The organism is Limnohabitans simekii (SeqCode), assembly GCF_965234735.1.
In the GTDB taxonomy this organism is placed as follows: domain Bacteria; phylum Pseudomonadota; class Gammaproteobacteria; order Burkholderiales; family Burkholderiaceae_C; genus Limnohabitans; species Limnohabitans simekii.
Genome location: NZ_OZ248544.1, coordinates 1 through 15,289, shown reverse-complemented (window position 1 = coordinate 15,289; position 15,289 = coordinate 1). Strand labels below are relative to the sequence as shown.

Annotated in this window: 14 protein-coding genes and 1 other RNA gene; 10 read left to right on the top strand and 5 right to left on the bottom strand. The window is 58.7% G+C overall.

The window, feature by feature from the left end; all coding sequences use genetic code 11:
• Positions 1-24 precede the first annotated feature (24 nt).
• Positions 25-774 (bottom strand): sulfurtransferase, encoded by a 750-nt coding sequence (locus AC8GFP_RS10645; protein ID WP_506613013.1) that lies wholly within the window; start codon positions 772-774, stop codon positions 25-27.
• On the bottom strand, positions 771-1,643 hold the full coding sequence (locus AC8GFP_RS10640; protein ID WP_506613011.1) for a hydroxypyruvate isomerase family protein: 873 nt from the start codon (positions 1,641-1,643) through the stop codon (positions 771-773). The genes AC8GFP_RS10645 and AC8GFP_RS10640 overlap by 4 nt, the downstream gene beginning before the upstream one ends.
• A gap of 93 nt (positions 1,644-1,736) precedes the next feature.
• Here AC8GFP_RS10640 and AC8GFP_RS10635 point away from each other — a divergent pair, with 93 nt between their 5' ends.
• Together AC8GFP_RS10635 and AC8GFP_RS10630 are read left to right on the top strand one after the other, a co-directional pair.
• A complete protein-coding gene (locus AC8GFP_RS10635; RefSeq protein ID WP_506613009.1) occupies positions 1,737-2,120 on the top strand; it encodes a type II toxin-antitoxin system RelE/ParE family toxin in 384 nt (127 codons plus the stop codon).
• Positions 2,032-2,439: a helix-turn-helix domain-containing protein gene (locus AC8GFP_RS10630; RefSeq protein WP_506613007.1), complete on the top strand. Its 408-nt coding sequence runs from the start codon at positions 2,032-2,034 to the stop codon at positions 2,437-2,439. The genes AC8GFP_RS10635 and AC8GFP_RS10630 overlap by 89 nt, the downstream gene beginning before the upstream one ends.
• Positions 2,440-2,509: 70 nt before the next feature.
• Here AC8GFP_RS10630 and ffs read toward each other — a convergent pair.
• Positions 2,510-2,606, bottom strand: an RNA gene (gene ffs / locus AC8GFP_RS10625) — signal recognition particle sRNA small type.
• 32 nt (positions 2,607-2,638) lie between these two features.
• Between ffs and dnaX the strand changes: the two genes are divergently transcribed.
• The 4 genes from dnaX to AC8GFP_RS10605 all read left to right on the top strand — a co-directional run bounded on the left by dnaX (position 2,639) and on the right by AC8GFP_RS10605 (position 6,414).
• Positions 2,639-4,348: a DNA polymerase III subunit gamma/tau gene (gene dnaX, locus AC8GFP_RS10620; RefSeq protein WP_506613005.1), complete on the top strand. Its 1,710-nt coding sequence runs from the start codon at positions 2,639-2,641 to the stop codon at positions 4,346-4,348.
• A gap of 9 nt (positions 4,349-4,357) precedes the next feature.
• Positions 4,358-4,690 (top strand): YbaB/EbfC family nucleoid-associated protein, encoded by a 333-nt coding sequence (locus tag AC8GFP_RS10615; protein ID WP_506613003.1) that lies wholly within the window; start codon positions 4,358-4,360, stop codon positions 4,688-4,690.
• Positions 4,690-5,286, top strand: coding sequence for a recombination mediator RecR (gene recR, locus AC8GFP_RS10610; protein ID WP_506613001.1), 597 nt, complete (start codon positions 4,690-4,692; stop codon positions 5,284-5,286). Before AC8GFP_RS10615 ends, recR begins: the two co-directional genes overlap by 1 nt.
• A gap of 72 nt (positions 5,287-5,358) precedes the next feature.
• Positions 5,359-6,414: an ABC transporter substrate-binding protein gene (locus AC8GFP_RS10605; protein WP_506613000.1), complete on the top strand. Its 1,056-nt coding sequence runs from the start codon at positions 5,359-5,361 to the stop codon at positions 6,412-6,414.
• Here AC8GFP_RS10605 and AC8GFP_RS10600 read toward each other — a convergent pair.
• The gene (locus tag AC8GFP_RS10600) at positions 6,411-7,838 is read right to left on the bottom strand and encodes a transglycosylase SLT domain-containing protein (RefSeq protein ID WP_506612998.1); all 1,428 of its coding nucleotides are present in this window, start codon (positions 7,836-7,838) and stop codon (positions 6,411-6,413) included. The two genes, AC8GFP_RS10605 and AC8GFP_RS10600, sit on opposite strands and share 4 nt — an antisense overlap.
• A 44-nt stretch (positions 7,839-7,882) precedes the next feature.
• On the opposite strand from AC8GFP_RS10600, the gene AC8GFP_RS10595 reads away from it, so the two are divergent.
• Genes AC8GFP_RS10595 through AC8GFP_RS10580 form a run of 4 tightly spaced genes read left to right on the top strand, consistent with a single transcriptional unit; the run spans position 7,883 to position 13,598 of the window.
• Entirely contained in the window at positions 7,883-8,659 is a 777-nt protein-coding gene (locus AC8GFP_RS10595) for a class I SAM-dependent methyltransferase (protein WP_506612996.1), read from the top strand.
• A complete protein-coding gene (gene rnhA, locus AC8GFP_RS10590) occupies positions 8,656-9,102 on the top strand; it encodes a ribonuclease HI (protein WP_506612995.1) in 447 nt (148 codons plus the stop codon). Before AC8GFP_RS10595 ends, rnhA begins: the two co-directional genes overlap by 4 nt.
• 37 nt (positions 9,103-9,139) lie before the next feature.
• Entirely contained in the window at positions 9,140-10,492 is a 1,353-nt protein-coding gene (locus tag AC8GFP_RS10585; RefSeq protein WP_506612993.1) for an efflux RND transporter periplasmic adaptor subunit, read from the top strand.
• Position 10,493: 1 nt separating this feature from the next.
• Positions 10,494-13,598 carry an efflux RND transporter permease subunit gene (locus AC8GFP_RS10580; RefSeq protein WP_506612991.1) on the top strand — a complete coding sequence of 1,035 codons (3,105 nt, stop codon included), beginning with the start codon at positions 10,494-10,496 and terminating at the stop codon, positions 13,596-13,598.
• Here the strand turns inward: AC8GFP_RS10580 and moaA are convergent.
• The gene (gene moaA / locus AC8GFP_RS10575) at positions 13,595-14,752 is read right to left on the bottom strand and encodes a GTP 3',8-cyclase MoaA (RefSeq protein ID WP_506612989.1); all 1,158 of its coding nucleotides are present in this window, start codon (positions 14,750-14,752) and stop codon (positions 13,595-13,597) included. The two genes, AC8GFP_RS10580 and moaA, sit on opposite strands and share 4 nt — an antisense overlap.
• Positions 14,753-15,289 lie beyond the last annotated feature (537 nt).

The window sequence follows — 15,289 nt, the reverse complement described above, 5'->3', positions numbered from 1 at the left end:
GGCGCTTTCACGGCGAGTGCCTCGTCAGGCTTCGTCTTTCAGCGCCGATAAATCCGGGTGCACCCCCCGCCGCTCGTCAAACACAAAGCAGTCCCCTGTGAAATGGTCGCTGCCCACTTCTTCAAAATATTTCAAGATGCCGCCATCGAGTTGATACACATCTTCCACGCCCAGTTCGCGCAAATAGATGGCGGCTTTTTCGCAGCGGATGCCGCCGGTGCAATAGCTGACGATGGTTTTGTCTTTCATTGCGTCCAGGTGAGCTTTGGCCGCCTCTGGAAATTCACTGAATTTGGTCAGCCGCCAATCAAGGGCAGCTTGGAAAGCCCCAGCGTCCACCTCGAAATCATTGCGCGTATCCAGCGTGACCACCGGACGGCCGCGGTCATCATGGCCCTGGTCCAGCCAGCGTTTCAGCGTGGCCGGTGGCACAGCAGGTGCGCGGCCATGCTGCGGCTGAATCGTGGGGTGGTTCATGCGGATGATTTCATTTTTCACCTTCACCAGCAGCTTCTTGAAAGGCTGCTTGGCCGACCAACTGTCTTTGGGCGCCAGCCCCGCAAACCGAGCGTCTTGTTGGAGCCAGCGCACCCATGTGCGCACATCCTCTGGTGGCCCGGCCAAAAACAAGTTGATGCCTTCTTCGGCCAGCAAGATGGTGCCCAAGAGTTGCCGCGCTTGCGCTTGCGCCAAACACGCTTGTTGCAGGTCGGGCAGGTCGTTGAGCGGTGTGAACAAATACGCTGAAATATTCAGCACCGGCAAGCTGCTCATGAAGGCATCCAAGCCAAACCAGCAGTGGTGCCGCCGGGCTCGCTGCCGCGCACCGGGCGGTACTCGCAGCCAATCCAGCCGGGCCATTGCAGTTCGCGCAAGCTGTCGAACACCGTGGGGTAGTGCAGCTCGCTCTGGTCGGGTTCGTGGCGCTGCGGCGCACCCGCTATTTGAATGTGCCCCACCTTGCCGCTGGGCAGGTAGTGGCGCAGTTTGTTCAGCACATCGCCTTCCACAATTTGGCAGTGGTAGAGGTCGAATTGCACTTTCAAGTTGTCCACGCCGATGGCTTGCACGATGGCATGGGCATCGGCTTGGCGGTTCAAGAAGTAGTGCGGAATATCGCGGCCATTGATTGGCTCGATGAGGATGGTTTTGTCAGCTTGCGCGGCTTGTGCTGCGGCCCAGCGCAGGTTGCTTAACAACTTGTCGCGCAGGGCGCTTTGCGTGCTGGCATAAGCATGGCTGGTTTGCAAAGCCAGGGGCAGGGCAGAGCCTGCTTGGTGCTCTGGCGGCACCACACCGGCCAGCACATGGATGTGCGGGCAGTTCAAGGCTTGCGCGTATTCAAGCGCCAGCAGCACGCCGTTTTGAAACTCGGCCTCGCGCCCCGGCAAACAAGCCGTGCCGCGTGAACCGTTTGTCCAAGCGTTTGAAATGCTGTTGCTGTCTTGCCCGCCGGGCGGGGCGTTCAGCAACACCACTTCCACACCCGCGTCTTGGGCGGCGCGGGCAATGTCTTGGGCGGGGAAGTCATAGCCAAACATGAACTCCACCGCCCTGAAGCCGTCTTGCGCGGCCGCCGCAAACCGGTCAAGGAAACCGTGTTCGGGGTAAAGCATGGAGAGGTTGGCAGCGAAACGCAGCATGGGGTGCCTGAAAGAGTTGAAGCAAAACTATAGCAACTCAACCCTTGGAGTGTCAGCTTGCAGGCTATTGCATAAAGTGCTATGGTTTAATCCATGAAAGACAAGCGCGTGTTCAAGCTAAAAACCTTTTCTCGCTGGGCCAAGAAGATCTTGACCGACGCGCAGTTGCTCGCGGCAGCAAAAGAAATTGGGCTTGGACAATATGAAGCAGATCTTGGTGGTGGTGTATGCAAAAAACGCATCGCCATGGCCGGACAAGGCAAGAGAGGTTCAACGCGAACCCTTGTGGCCAAACAAAGTCCGCTCGGGATTTTTTTCATGGCAGGACGTTCAAAAAATGAACCCGGAACAGATTTTTCAGCCGTGTCGGTGGCCCAGGCGCTGCTGATTGCCGAAGATCTACAAAAAGCCTCTCTGCAGCAAATTGAAGAGGCCATCAACGATGGATACATTGAGGAGATTTACCATGACAACTAAAAAACCAAAAGACCGCGTTGCTGATGAAATGATTGAAATGGCAACCTTGCTTTCCCAAAAAGGCTTGGTGTCCATGAAGCATTTGTCACAAATCAAAGCGCTCGGCACTGCGCCACCCACCTACACCGCTGAGCGTGTGGCGGCCATTCGCATGAAAAAGGCCAAAATGAGTCAGGCGGTGTTTGCTGGTTTTTTGAATGTCAAACCATCCACCATCCAAAAATGGGAATCGCCTGCTTCAGGCAAACATCCTGGCGGTGCGGCTGCGAAGTTGCTTCAAATCATTGAGAAAAAAGGAATTGAAGCTGTGGTGGTATGACACGATCAGTAGCGCGAATACGTTATTTGCTCGGCTTTAAAAGATACCGTTGAACAGAGATAAAGGGGAAGTTGACGAGCCTTGACCCCGGCACTGGCTCCACAGTTAGGGCTGCTTGGTTCCCCACCTGACCCGGTTGGCCGCTTCACCATGCGGGAAGGCCCGTCGAGCGAAATTGTACGCCCCGTAGAATGACCGGATGTCCTATCTGGTACTGGCCCGCAAATACCGTCCCAAAACTTTCGAACAGTTGGTGGGGCAATCGCACGTCGTGCAGGCGCTCACCAATGCGCTGCGCTCGCAACGCCTGCACCATGCCTATTTGTTCACCGGTACGCGTGGTGTGGGCAAGACCACGGTGTCGCGCATCTTGGCCAAATCCCTGAATTGCGAAACCGGTATCACCGCCGAACCTTGTGGTGTGTGTTCGGCCTGCACCGAGATCGATGCTGGCCGGTTTGTGGACTACACCGAGCTGGACGCCGCCTCCAATCGGGGCGTGGATGAGGTGCAGCAGCTGCTGGAGCAAGCGGTTTACAAACCGGTGCAAGGCCGCTTCAAGGTCTTCATGATCGACGAGGTGCACATGCTGAGCAACACGGCGTTCAACGCCATGCTCAAAACCTTGGAAGAACCGCCCGAGTATTTGAAATTTGTCTTGGCCACCACCGACCCGCACAAGGTGCCGGTCACCGTGTTGTCGCGCTGTTTGCAATTCAATTTGCGCCCCATGCCGCCCGAAACCATCGTAGAGCACTTGGGTCAGGTGTTGGGCGACGAACACATCAGCGCCGATGTGCAAGCCCTGCGCCTGATTGCCCGCGCCGCGCGTGGCTCGATGCGCGACGCGCTGTCCCTGACCGATCAAGCCATCGCGTTTGGCAATGGCGAACTGCAAGAGCCCACGGTGCGCGACATGCTGGGCAGCGTGGACCGCAGCCATGTGTTCACCTTCATTGAAGCTTTGGCCCATGGCGATGGTTTGACCATCGTCAACACTTGCGAGGCCTTGCGCCAATTGGGGTTGTCAGCCAGTTCCTTGCTGGAAGACATGAGCATGGTGTTGCAACGCATGGCGGTCTACCAGTCGGTGACGAACGCCGCAGAAGCTGCCTCCGACCCCGACCCAGATGCACAGCGCATCTTGGCCTTGGCTGAACTCATGCCCGCCGATGAAACCCAGTTGCTCTACAGCATCTGTTTGCATGGCCGCACCGAGCTGGGTTTGGCGCCCGATGAATATGCCGCCTTATGCATGGTGTTGCTGCGTTTGCTGGCCTTCAAGCCAGAGGGCGCGGCTGAAAAAAAAACACTGAAAACAGCTGAGGCGCAGTCCTTTGCTGCACCTGCTGCCAGAGCGGCAGCGCCCATCTCCAAGCCCGCAGCGCCTCAAGCCCGTGAAATAGAAGCTGCCAAAGCGACAGCGCCCATCTCCAAACCCGCAGTCGCTGCGGAGCCACCCGCCAAGCTTCCAGCACCTGCCAACCCATCCGCTACTTCTACCGCCACACTTCAACCAACAACCTTGGGCAACGACTGGTTCGAGGTGGTGCAACAACTGGTGAAAGCGCAATTGATTCAAGCCATGACGCGTGAGCTCGCCATGCAATCGCAACTGGTGCAACAAGACGCCACCGCTTGGGTCTTGCAAGTCGAGCGCGAATCATTGAACTCGCCCAGCAACCGCGAACGTTTGCAACTGGCCTTGCAAGCCCTGGGCCACGCGGTCAGCATCAGCGTGCAACTTGGGCCGGTGCAAGACACCCCCGCCAAGCGCATCACCACCCAGCAACACGAACGCCAACAAGCCGCCGAGGCCGAGATCATGAACGACCCCTTGGTGCAACAACTCATCCGGGACTTCGACGCGACAATCGTCCCCGGTTCCATCAAACCCTTAGCTCATTGAAAGACCACCATGTTCAACAAAGGACAACTCGCCGGCTTGATGAAACAAGCCCAAGCCATGCAAGACAACCTGAAGAAAGCGCAAGAGGAACTCGGCCACATCGAGGTCACGGGCGAATCAGGCTCGGGCATGGTGCAAATCCTCATGACCTGCAAACACCAGGTCAAACGCGTCACCATCGACCCCAGCTTGCTGAGTGACGACAAAGACATGTTGGAAGACCTGATTGCCGCGGCCTTCAACGACGCGGCCCGCAAAGCCGAAGAAACCAGCGAAGCCAAGATGGGCAAGCTGACCGGCGGCATGCCCGGCTTGCCCGGCGGCATGAAGCTGCCTTTCTGATGCAAGACCACACCGCGCTGCAAGCCCTGGTGCAAGCCTTGAAGCGCTTGCCGGGCGTGGGTGAACGTTCGGCCTCGCGCATGGCCTACCACCTGTTGCAGCACGACCGTCAAGGTGCGCAGCTGTTGTCGCAAGCCCTGACCCAAGCGGTGGCGGCGGTCAAGCACTGCCAACGCTGCCACACCCTGACCGAGTTTGATGTTTGCGGCACCTGCCAAGATAGCACTCGGGACATGACGCGTTTGTGTGTGGTGGAAACGCCCTCAGACCAATCGGCCATGGAGCGCACCCAAGCCTACAAGGGCTTGTACTTTGTGTTGATGGGCAAGCTCAACCCCATTGAAGGCATTGGGCCCAAAGACATTGGCATGCAAAAGCTCATCGAGCGGGCCAGCGATGGCGTGGTGCAAGAAATTATCTTGGCCACCAACTTCACTGCCGAGGGCGAGGCCACGGCCCATGTGCTGAGCGACGTGTTCAAGCGCAAAGGCTTGGCCGTGACCCGTTTGGCGCGTGGGGTGCCGGTGGGCAGTGAACTCGAGTATGTGGACTTGGGCACCATCGCCCACGCTTTGGTGGACCGGCGCAGCACCTGACAGCAGGGGGTTTTACCAAGCGGGAAGCTACCGATGCGCTAGGCTTTTCAACTTGATAAGCTGACAGCCATCATGAGGGAAGTTTCTACGATGACCAGCGCTTTGAACCGGCGGCAATGGGGCCAATGCTTGTTGGCCGGGGCCATTGGCATGAGCCAACTGTCAGGCGCCTGGGCCAAGGACGCACCCATCAAACTCACCTTGTTGTTGGATGACACCTCGTCCATGACCCATTTGCCCGTGTTGCTGGCCGAACAATTGGGTTATTTCAAGGCCGAGGGCTTGGTGGTTGAAGTCTTGGAGCAAGCCAGCACCGCGATGAGCATGGAAACCATGCAAGGCGAGGGGTTGTTTGTTTGGTCTGCCCCCTACGATCAGTTGTTGCATGTGCCCCGCAAAGAGCCTTGGGTTGCCATCATGCAAACCGGTCGCACACCACAGTTGGCGCTGGGCGTGTCACGCAAAACCATGTCCCATTTCAAACGCCTGCAAGACTTGCATGGTCGCCGAATGGGGGTGTCCGCCCTGGACTCGCAAGCCAGACGCTGTGTCGACTACGCCATGGTGTTGTCTGGCGACAGCCCCAATGAACTGAATCACGTGGCGGTGGGCCATGCCAGCCAAGCCATCTTGGCATTGCGCAACGGTCAGGTGGATGCTTTGTGCATGCCCGATCCGGTCATGACCTTGCTGGAAAGAAAGGGTGATCTGGACATTGTGCGCAACTTTCGCTCGGCCAGAGAAAGCCAGCGCTTGTTTGCGGGTCCCATGCCGGGGCACAGCTTGATGACCACACAGGACATGGTGCGCAAGCATCCCCAGGCTTGTCAGGCCTTGGTGTTTGGGGTGGTGCGGGCGCTGAAATGGTTGCGCACGGCAGGGCCTTCAGATTTGCTGAGCAACATGCTGGACAACCCTATTTTGTTGGACCGTGCGATTTATTTGAATGCCATTGACAACATGCGCGAAAGCTATTCGCTTGATGGCGTGATGACCAATGAGGCCGCTCAAACAGCACTGCGCTTGCGCAATGTGCTCGAACCCCAAGCCAAGAATTTGCGCCGCGAATTGGGGTTGACCTACACCAACGAATTTGCCATGCAAGCGCGGAAGCGCTTCAAGGTTTAGCCCGGCTTGTTGGCGGTTTGTCGCCGCTTCTTGCCAGCGGCGGCCTTGGATTTTTTGGCCTTGCCGGGCAACATCAGCATGACTTTCTGCCCGGGCTTCAAGCTGCTGTTGAGTGCCAGTTTGTTCCAGTCTGCCAATTGATCCACACTGACTTTGTAGCGTTTGGCCACTGAGGCCATGGTGTCGCCCTTGCGTGCTTTCACCACTTGTTTGCGCAGCACTTGTTCGGGTGCCAAGTTCAGTTGCCCGTTGTCAGCCAACTTTTCAGACACATCTTTTTGGTGACTGATGCTGCGCGGAACCAACAGGGCAGAGCCCGCTTTGATGAGCATGCGCGGCGGGATTTTGTTGACCGTGCGCAATTCTTCTTCGCTCATGCCGACACGCTTGGCGGCATCGGCCACCTTCATGTTTTTCGGTGCCACCCAGGCGGTCCAGCTGGCCAGTTGACCGTCGTGGCTTTCCAAGTTGCGTTGGAAGATTTCGGCGTTGTCCCAGGGCAGCAGGATGTGCGGCGTGCCACTGGCCAACATGACAGGGCGATGGGCGGACGGGTTCAAGGCTTTGAAGTCATCCATGGACACTTCAGCCAACTTGGCAATCACCGCCACATCGGCGTCGCGCGGCAGCGGCACCGTTTGAAAGTAAGGGTGGTTGGGGATGGTTGGCAAGGTCACGCCCAAGGCATCGGGGTTGGCCACCAGGTTTTCCATGGCTTGCAACTTGGGCACGTACATGCGGGTTTCGGCAGGCATGCGCAACTCGGTGTAATTCAGCGGCTCGCCCAAGCGTTTGTTGCGGGCCAAGGCTTTGCCCACATTGCCTTCGCCCCAGTTGTAAGCGGCCAGGGCCAGGTGCCAGTCGCCAAACATGCCGTGCAGGCGTTGCAAATAATCCAGCGCGGCGCGGGTGGAGGCCAACACATCGCGCCGGTCATCCCGGAACGCGTTTTGTTTCAAGTCAAAGTGCTTGCCGGTGCGCGGCATGAATTGCCACATGCCGCTGGCCCTTGCAGAAGACACGGCTTGCGGGTTGAAAGCACTTTCAATGAACGGCAGCAAAGCCAGTTCGGTCGGCATGTTGCGCTGCTCAAGTTCTTCAACGATGTGGTAGAGGTATTTGCTAGACCTTGCCGTCATGCGCTGGATGTAATCGGGCCGATCGGCATACCAGCGCTCGCGGTCTTGCACTTGATCAACCGCCAAATCGGGCATGGCAAAACCACGGCGGATCCGCTCCCACAAATCCGCTGGAACATCCACCTCGGCAACCGGGGCAGTGTTCAGCGGCAGGGTCTCTATCGGCGACAAACTGTCCATCTCAGCCGTGGTGGCGATGGTGTCGGTTTGCGCCAGTGCGGCCAAGGGACTACAGATGACCAGGGCAAGCGCCCAGGTCAGTTTCTTGCAAGTGTGTTGGGTCATTGGCAGGTGAAAGCGGGTGAATAGAATGCCGCAAGGACATTCTGATGAACCCACAAATTATAGGAAGCTCCGTTTCATGGGCCGATTGGCTGCAAACGCCTGCTGGGCTGTACTTGGCCGAATGGGAAACCGCGCAGTTTGACCAAGCCGTGGCCGATGTGTTTGGCTACCACGGATTGCAACTCGGTCAGCCAGACCTGCCAAGCTTGCGCAACAGCCGCATACGCCATTGCTGGGTTGGCGACAACCAGCTGCAGGCCCACACCCAAGCTTCTTTATTCACCGACCCGGTGGCCTTGCCTTTCCCCGACCAGAGCCTGGACTTGGTGGTCTTGCCCCACACCTTGGAGTTGAGCCACGACCCGCATGCCAGCTTGCGCGAGGTCGAGCGTGTCTTGGTGCCCGAGGGCAGGGTGATCATCAGCGGTTTCAACCCCATGAGCCTGTGGGGCCAACGCCAGCAACGTGCCCGTTTTGTCGCCCGCTTGGGGGTGCAAACCCATTTCTTGCCTGATGACGTGGACTTCATCGGCTATTGGCGGCTGCGCGATTGGCTGCGCTTGCTCAGCTTTGAGGTGGAAGCCGGGCGCTTTGGTTGTTACCGACCCTCGGTGCAATCGCCCCAATGGCTCAAGCGCTTTGCTTGGATGGAGAAGGCCGGTGCGCGTTGGTGGCCGATCTTTGGCGCAGCGTATTTTTTGGTGGGCATCAAACGGGTGCGCGGCATGCGCTTGATGGGGCCGGTGTGGAACCGTGCCAAGGCCAGTGCCAACCATGCTGTGCCCACGGTCAACAAAACACCTCAAGAGCCGCAAGCATGAGCCGCGTCATCATCTACACCGATGGGGCTTGCAAGGGCAACCCTGGGCCTGGCGGCTGGGGCGTGTTTTTGCGCTACGGCACGGTGGAAAAAGATTTGTACGGCGGCGAAGCCCAAACCACCAACAACCGCATGGAACTCACGGCTGTGATTGAAGCCTTGCGGGCCTTGACACGCCCTTGCCAAGTGGACTTCTACATGGACAGCGAGTACGTGCGCAAAGGCATCACCGAATGGATGAGTGGTTGGAAAGCACGCGGCTGGCGCACGGCCGCCAAGCAGCCGGTGAAAAACGAAGACTTGTGGCGTGTCATGGATGAGTTGCTGTCACAAAGCGGACACAGCATCGCTTGGCATTGGGTCAAGGGCCATTCGGGTGACCCTGGCAATGAACGCGCTGATGCGCTGGCCAACGAAGGTGTGCGCATGGTGCAAACAAGTTGATAATGAATTGATCCGGCTCACCCTCATACACACCCTCATGTCCTCTAAGAACACCAGAACTGCCATCGCCCTTTTAGCCCTTGCTGCCGCCGCTGTTGGCGGTTGGTACATCCAAAACAAACCGGTGCAAACAACCAGCCCAGCCGGTGCGCCTGCCATGGCTGGTGGCCCCGCTTCGGGTGCGCCTGCATCGGCTGGAACGCCTGCGGCGGGTGGCCCTGCTGCCAAACCGGGTGCACCGGGTGCTGCGCCTGGGGGTCCCCCTGCGGGACCACCGCGTGCCATGGGTGTGGAAGTGGCCTTGGTTGAAAGTGCCCCCCTGCGTGACGATGCCCAAACCGTGGGCACCTTGAAATCGAAACAAAACACCATGGTGCGCCCCGAAGTGGCCGGTCGGGTCACGGCATTGGGTTTCAGTGATGGCAGCCAGGTGCGAGCCGGTCAAACCTTGGTGCAACTGGACGACAGCTTGCAACGCGCTGAAGTTCAGCAAGCGCAAGCGCAAGTGGGCATCGCCCAGTCCAACCACAAACGCAACCAAGACTTGGTGGCGCAAGGCTTCATTGCGCAACGCGCCTTGGACGAAAGCCAAGCCAGTTTGGCCGTGGCGCAAGCCCAGTTGTCTCTCACCTGCGCCCGCTGGCAGCGCATGCGCATCGTCGCCCCTTATGCAGGCACGGTGGGCATTCGCACGGTGAACGTGGGCGACTATGTGAAAGACGGCGCCGACTTGGTGAACTTGGAAGACCTGGGCGCCTTGTACGTCGACTTCCGCTTGCCCGAGCGCTACCAAGGCAAGGTGGGCTTGAAGCAAACCGTGGAAGTGGTGATTGATGCCTTGCCCGGTCGCACCTTCTTTGCCCGCATCGAAGCCATCGATCCCTTGATTGATGCCAATGGCCGCGCCATCAGCGTTCGCGCCGTGTTGCCCAATGGCGGTGGTGCCGCCAAACCAGCCGTGGTGAATTCCGCCAGCAAAGCCAACGCTGCTGCTGGCTCGGCCGAAGCCGTGTGTCCCGCAGGACCCACCATGTCGGCTGACAAACCGGTGGCCCCGGGCCCGCTGCGCCCCGGCATGTTCGCCCGTGTGAATGCTTTGTTTGCGTTGAAACAAGCTGCTTTGTCGGTGCCCGAGGAAGCCATCGTGCCCATGGGCGGCAAGCAATTCGTCATCAAAGCCGTGCCGCCCGAGGCCGTGCCCAATGCGGGACCGCTGCCGCCAGACACCAAACTCGTGTCGCTGCGCACGGAAGTCAAGCTGGGGGCGCGTCGCCCCGGCAAGGTGGAAATTTTGTCGGGCCTGAGCGCCACCGACACCGTGGTGGTGGCTGGTCAGCACCGTCTGCAAAAAGACGGCACCGCCCTGCGCGTGGTCGAGACCAGGAACTGAGATGCAACTGCCCGAGCTGTCCATCCGCCGTCCGGTCTTTGCGACCGTTTTGTCCTTGCTCATCGTTTTGGTGGGCGTGGTCTCCTTCAACCGACTCGTGATTCGCGAGTACCCGAAGATCGACAACCCCACGGTCACGGTTGAAACCCGTTATGTCGGTGCGTCCAGCGCGGTCATGGAGTCACAGGTCACCAAGGTGTTGGAAGACTCGCTCTCAGGTGTCGAAGGTTTGGATGTCATCTCGTCCATCAGCCGCCAAGAGCAAAGCCAAATCACGGTCAAGTTTTTACTCTCCCGCGACCCGGATGCCGCAGCCGCTGATGTGCGCGACAAAGTCTCGCGGGTGCGGCAACGCCTGCCCACCGGCATTGATGAACCGGTTATTTCCAAAGTGGAGGCCGATGCTTTTCCGGTCATTTGGATTTCGTTCAATTCGGACACGCTCAACACCTTGCAACTGAGCGACTTGGCCAACCGCTTGGCCAAGCCGATGATGCAAACCGCGCCCGGCGTGGCCGATGTGCGGGTGTTCGGTGAGCGCAAATACGCCATGCGGATTTGGCTCGACACCGACCGTTTGGCTTCTTACAAGCTGACGCCGCAAGACGTGGAAGACGCACTGCGCCGCGCCAATGTGGAAGTGCCTGCGGGCCGGGTGGAAAGCCAAGCGCGTGAATTCAACGTCACCACCGCCACCGATTTGCGCACCACCACCGAGTTCGAGGACATCGTGGTGCGCACCGTCAACGGCATGCCGGTTCGCATTGGCGATGTGGCGCGGATTGAGCAAGGCCCCTTGGCCGAACGTTTCTCGGTGCGCTACAACAGCAACGAATCGATTGCACTGGGCGTGCTGCGTAACGCCACGGCCAATCCTTTGGAGCTCAGCAAGGCCATCACCGCCATGCTGCCGCGCATCAAAGAAAACCTGCCCCCGGGTGTGCGCATCGAGGTGGCCAACGACTCCTCGGTGTTCATTGAGAAATCCATCGAAGCCGTGTTCCAAACCATTTTGGAAGCCGCTGCGCTGGTGTCTTTGGTCATCTTTATTTTCTTGCGCACCTTGCGAGCTTCCATCATTCCCTTGGTCACCATTCCGGTGGCGCTGGTGGGCAGCTTTGCCTTGATGGCCTTGTTTGGTTTTTCCATCAACTCGCTCACGCTGCTGGCGCTGGTGCTGGCCATTGGGCTGGTGGTGGATGACTCGATCGTGGTGCTGGAGAACATTTACCGCTACATCGAAGAGGGCATGACACCGTTTGCGGCGGCCATCAAAGGCTCGCGCGAAATTGGTTTTGCGGTGGTGGCGATGACGCTCACTTTGGTGGCGGTGTTTGCGCCCTTGGCCTTCACGCCGGGGCGCACCGGGCGCTTGTTCGCCGAGTTCGCGCTGGCCTTGGCCGGTGCCGTGCTCATCTCGGGCGTCGTCGCTTTGTCGCTCACGCCCATGATGTCCTCGCTGCTGCTCAAGCACAACCACAAGCCCAGTTGGTTCGACCGTTTCATCGGCAAAGGTTTGGATGCCATGACCAATGGTTACAGCCGTTTCCTGCTTTGGACCTTGACCGCGTGGCAGTTCGGCCGGGTGCAGTTTTCCAGGCGTTGGTTGGTGGTGGTCATCATGTTGGCCGCGGCTGGTGGATCGTGGCAATTGCTCAAAGCGGCCAAGAGTGAGCTTTCGCCAATGGAAGACCGGGGCGTGATTTTGATCGTCATCAACGGCCCTGACGGTGCCACCCTGGAGTACACCTCGAAGTACGTGAACATGCTGGAAAAAATCGGCCGCAAATACAGCGAGTTCGACAAGTTCTTTGCCGTGGTGGGCAACCCCACGGTGGCGCAGGGCGCGGTGTTCTTGGGCGCTTTGCCTTGGGACCAGCGCAAAAAAACCACCCTCGACATGGCGCGTGAAATGATGCCCAGCGTGGCCGGTTTGCCAGGCGTCATGGCCTTTCCCATCACGCCGCCGTCCCTCGGCCAAGCGTTTCGCGAGCGTCCTTTGAATTTCGTGGTGCTGACCAACGACAGTTACGAAAACCTGGCCCAGGTCACCAAAACCATGCAAGATGAAATGGCCAAGAACCCGGGCATCTTGAGCGTGGACGTGGACCTGCGTTTGAACAAACCCGAGATCAGCATGGAAGTGGACCGCGAGCGTGCCGCCGATGTGGGCGTGCCGGTGGACGCGATTGCGCGGGCCGTGGAAACCGCCATGGGCGGGCGCATGGTGACCAAGTTCAAGCGCGATGGCGAGCAGTACGACGTGGTGGTGCAAACCGACGCCAAGGACCGCAATTCGCCCTTGGACATCGAGAAAATTTTCGTGCGCGGCAAGGGCGACGCCATGGTGCCGCTGTCGTCTTTGGTGATCTTGAAAGAGGTCGTGGTGCCGCGCGAGCTGAACCATTTCTCGCAACGCCGCAGCGTCAGCTTCACCGCCAACCTGGCCCCCACCTATTCCTTGGGCCAAGCGCTGGACTTCATGAAGGTCGTCAGCGCCAAAGTCTTGAAGCCGGGCTACAGCACCGATGTGAACGGCAGTTCACGCGAGTTTGTGCAGTCCTCGGGCTCGCTCACCGGCGTGTTTGTGCTGGCCTTGGTGTTCATCTTCTTGGTGTTGGCCGCGCAGTTTGAAAGCTTTGTCGACCCGTTTGTCATCTTGTTGTCGGTGCCGCTGTCCATGGTGGGCGCTTTGTTGGCGCTGAAATGGACCGGCAGCACCTTGAACGTGTACAGCCAAATTGGGCTCATTACGTTGGTGGGCTTGATCACCAAGCACGGCATTTTGATTGTCGAATTTGCCAACCAGTTGCGGGCCACCGGCCTGAGCGCCGTCGAAGCGGTGCACCGCGCCGCCACTTTGCGGCTGCGCCCCATCTTGATGACCACCGGCGCCATGGTGCTGGGCGCGATTCCGCTGGCGCTGGCCACCGGCGCAGGCTCAGAAAGCCGTCAGCAAATTGGTTGGGTGATTGTGGGTGGCATGAGCTTGGGCACCTTGCTCACCATCTTCGTGGTGCCCACCATGTACACCTTGTTTGCCCGCCAAGCCACGCCCGGCCCCAACACCGCAGCTTTTGAGGACACGACGCCATCGCCAGCCTAGCCGCCGATGTAACTCATCTCGACGCGTTTTTGGCCGGGCACTGGCGGCGGTTGCAGGTTTTGGCCGCGCAACTCCGAGTAGCGGTCCTCGCGCTCGTTCCAAATCAGGCCAATCGCTGAGGCGATGTCCGCGTCCGAACTGCTGTTGCGCAACAAGGTGCGCAAGTCAAACCCTTGTGCGGCGAACAAACACAAATACAGCTGGCCTTCAGTAGACAAGCGGGCGCGATTGCAGTCACTGCAAAACGCTTGCGTCACGCTGCTGATGACGCCCACCTCGCCCAAGCGCGGGTCGAACACGCCTTGCGCGTTGGCGTAGCCCCAGCGCTGCGCGGTCTCGCCCGGTGCGCTGGCTTCCAGCGGCACCAAGGGGAACTCGGTTTGCAGCAGCTTGATGAGTTCTGCTGAAGGCAGCACCTCGTCCATTTGCCAGCCGTTGGTTTCGCCGACATCCATGTACTCGATGAAGCGCAAGGTGAGGCCGCTGCCCCGGAAATGCCGCGCCATCGGGATGATTTCGCTCAGGTTGGTGCTTTTCTTCACCACCATGTTGATCTTCAGGCCGCTGAAACCGCCCTTGGCGTCACGCCCCAGACCCACTTCTTTGGCGGCTTCGATGCCATCCAGCACATCGGCCACCGGGAAATCAACGTCGTTCATGGCGCGAAAGATGGGGTCGTTCAAGCCGTCCAAACTGACCGTCACGCGTTGCAAACCCGCGGCTTTCAAACCGGCGGCTTTGCGGCGCAGCAAGGAGCCATTGGTGGTGAGTGTCAGGTCCAGCGGCAGGCCCTCGGGGGTGCGCAGCGCGGCCAGTTGCTCGATCAGTACTTCCAGGTTTTTGCGCAGCAGCGGCTCGCCGCCGGTCAGGCGCAGCTTTTGCACGCCGTGCGACACGAACAGGCGGGCGATGCGGGTGATTTCCTCAAAGCTCAACAGCGCGGTTTGCGGCAGGTATTTGTAATCAGCGTTGAAGACTTCCTTGGGCATGCAGTAGTTGCAGCGGAAGTTGCAGCGGTCGGTCACGCTGATGCGCAGGTCGCGCAGCGGGCGGCCGCGTTTGTCGCCCAGCAGGCCGGTGGCGGGGATGGGCGTGGTGGGAACGACGGCGGGGCGGTTGCGCAGGTCGAAAAGGGAAATAACGCGTTCTGACATCCCGCCATTGTGCCCTGTCTGATCAATCTGGCAAATTGGGGTCAGATTCCAATTAATTCAGAGCCGCACGGCCTGGGGACCATTTTTTGAGCGAAAGACCAGAAAAATGAGTCCCCATGGCGGGCGGCTCAAGCGTGACTTTCAGGGAAGAAATTAATTGGAATCTGACCCCCATTTCCATTTCTTGGAATCTGACCCCCATTTCGCCAAAACAATTGGAATCTGACCCCAATTACCATTGGAATCTGACCCCAATTACCAATTGTTTGAGCGCGTGATACAAAAAAACGGCAAAACTTTGAATTTATGTGTCATAAAAACTGCTACAAGCCCCGTCCCTGCTGACCACCCCCTCAAAACAAGCCTTTTGCGGCACCCACAAAAAAGCCCGCCGAATGAACTGCACCCCAAAAGCTGGACACCAGTCCAACCTTTGGGGTGTTTTTCATGGCGAGATATGACGAGAGATTCAAGCAACAAGTAGTTCAGGAATACCTGACAGGCATTGGCGGCTACAGAGCGCTTGGTACCAAACAC

What these genes read in the sequence shown, in the direction of transcription:
- AC8GFP_RS10645 (WP_506613013.1), bottom strand. Translation starts at nt 774, where the DNA reads ATGAGCAGCTTGCCGGTGCTGAATATTTCAGCGTATTTGTTCACACCG.
- AC8GFP_RS10640 (WP_506613011.1), bottom strand. Translation starts at nt 1,643, where the DNA reads ATGCTGCGTTTCGCTGCCAACCTCTCCATGCTTTACCCCGAACACGGT.
- AC8GFP_RS10635 (WP_506613009.1), top strand. Translation starts at nt 1,737, where the DNA reads ATGAAAGACAAGCGCGTGTTCAAGCTAAAAACCTTTTCTCGCTGGGCC.
- dnaX (WP_506613005.1), top strand. Translation starts at nt 2,639, where the DNA reads ATGTCCTATCTGGTACTGGCCCGCAAATACCGTCCCAAAACTTTCGAA.
- AC8GFP_RS10615 (WP_506613003.1), top strand. Translation starts at nt 4,358, where the DNA reads ATGTTCAACAAAGGACAACTCGCCGGCTTGATGAAACAAGCCCAAGCC.
- recR (WP_506613001.1), top strand. Translation starts at nt 4,690, where the DNA reads ATGCAAGACCACACCGCGCTGCAAGCCCTGGTGCAAGCCTTGAAGCGC.
- AC8GFP_RS10605 (WP_506613000.1), top strand. Translation starts at nt 5,359, where the DNA reads ATGAGGGAAGTTTCTACGATGACCAGCGCTTTGAACCGGCGGCAATGG.
- AC8GFP_RS10600 (WP_506612998.1), bottom strand. Translation starts at nt 7,838, where the DNA reads ATGACCCAACACACTTGCAAGAAACTGACCTGGGCGCTTGCCCTGGTC.
- AC8GFP_RS10595 (WP_506612996.1), top strand. Translation starts at nt 7,883, where the DNA reads ATGAACCCACAAATTATAGGAAGCTCCGTTTCATGGGCCGATTGGCTG.
- rnhA (WP_506612995.1), top strand. Translation starts at nt 8,656, where the DNA reads ATGAGCCGCGTCATCATCTACACCGATGGGGCTTGCAAGGGCAACCCT.
- AC8GFP_RS10585 (WP_506612993.1), top strand. Translation starts at nt 9,140, where the DNA reads ATGTCCTCTAAGAACACCAGAACTGCCATCGCCCTTTTAGCCCTTGCT.
- AC8GFP_RS10580 (WP_506612991.1), top strand. Translation starts at nt 10,494, where the DNA reads ATGCAACTGCCCGAGCTGTCCATCCGCCGTCCGGTCTTTGCGACCGTT.
- moaA (WP_506612989.1), bottom strand. Translation starts at nt 14,752, where the DNA reads ATGTCAGAACGCGTTATTTCCCTTTTCGACCTGCGCAACCGCCCCGCC.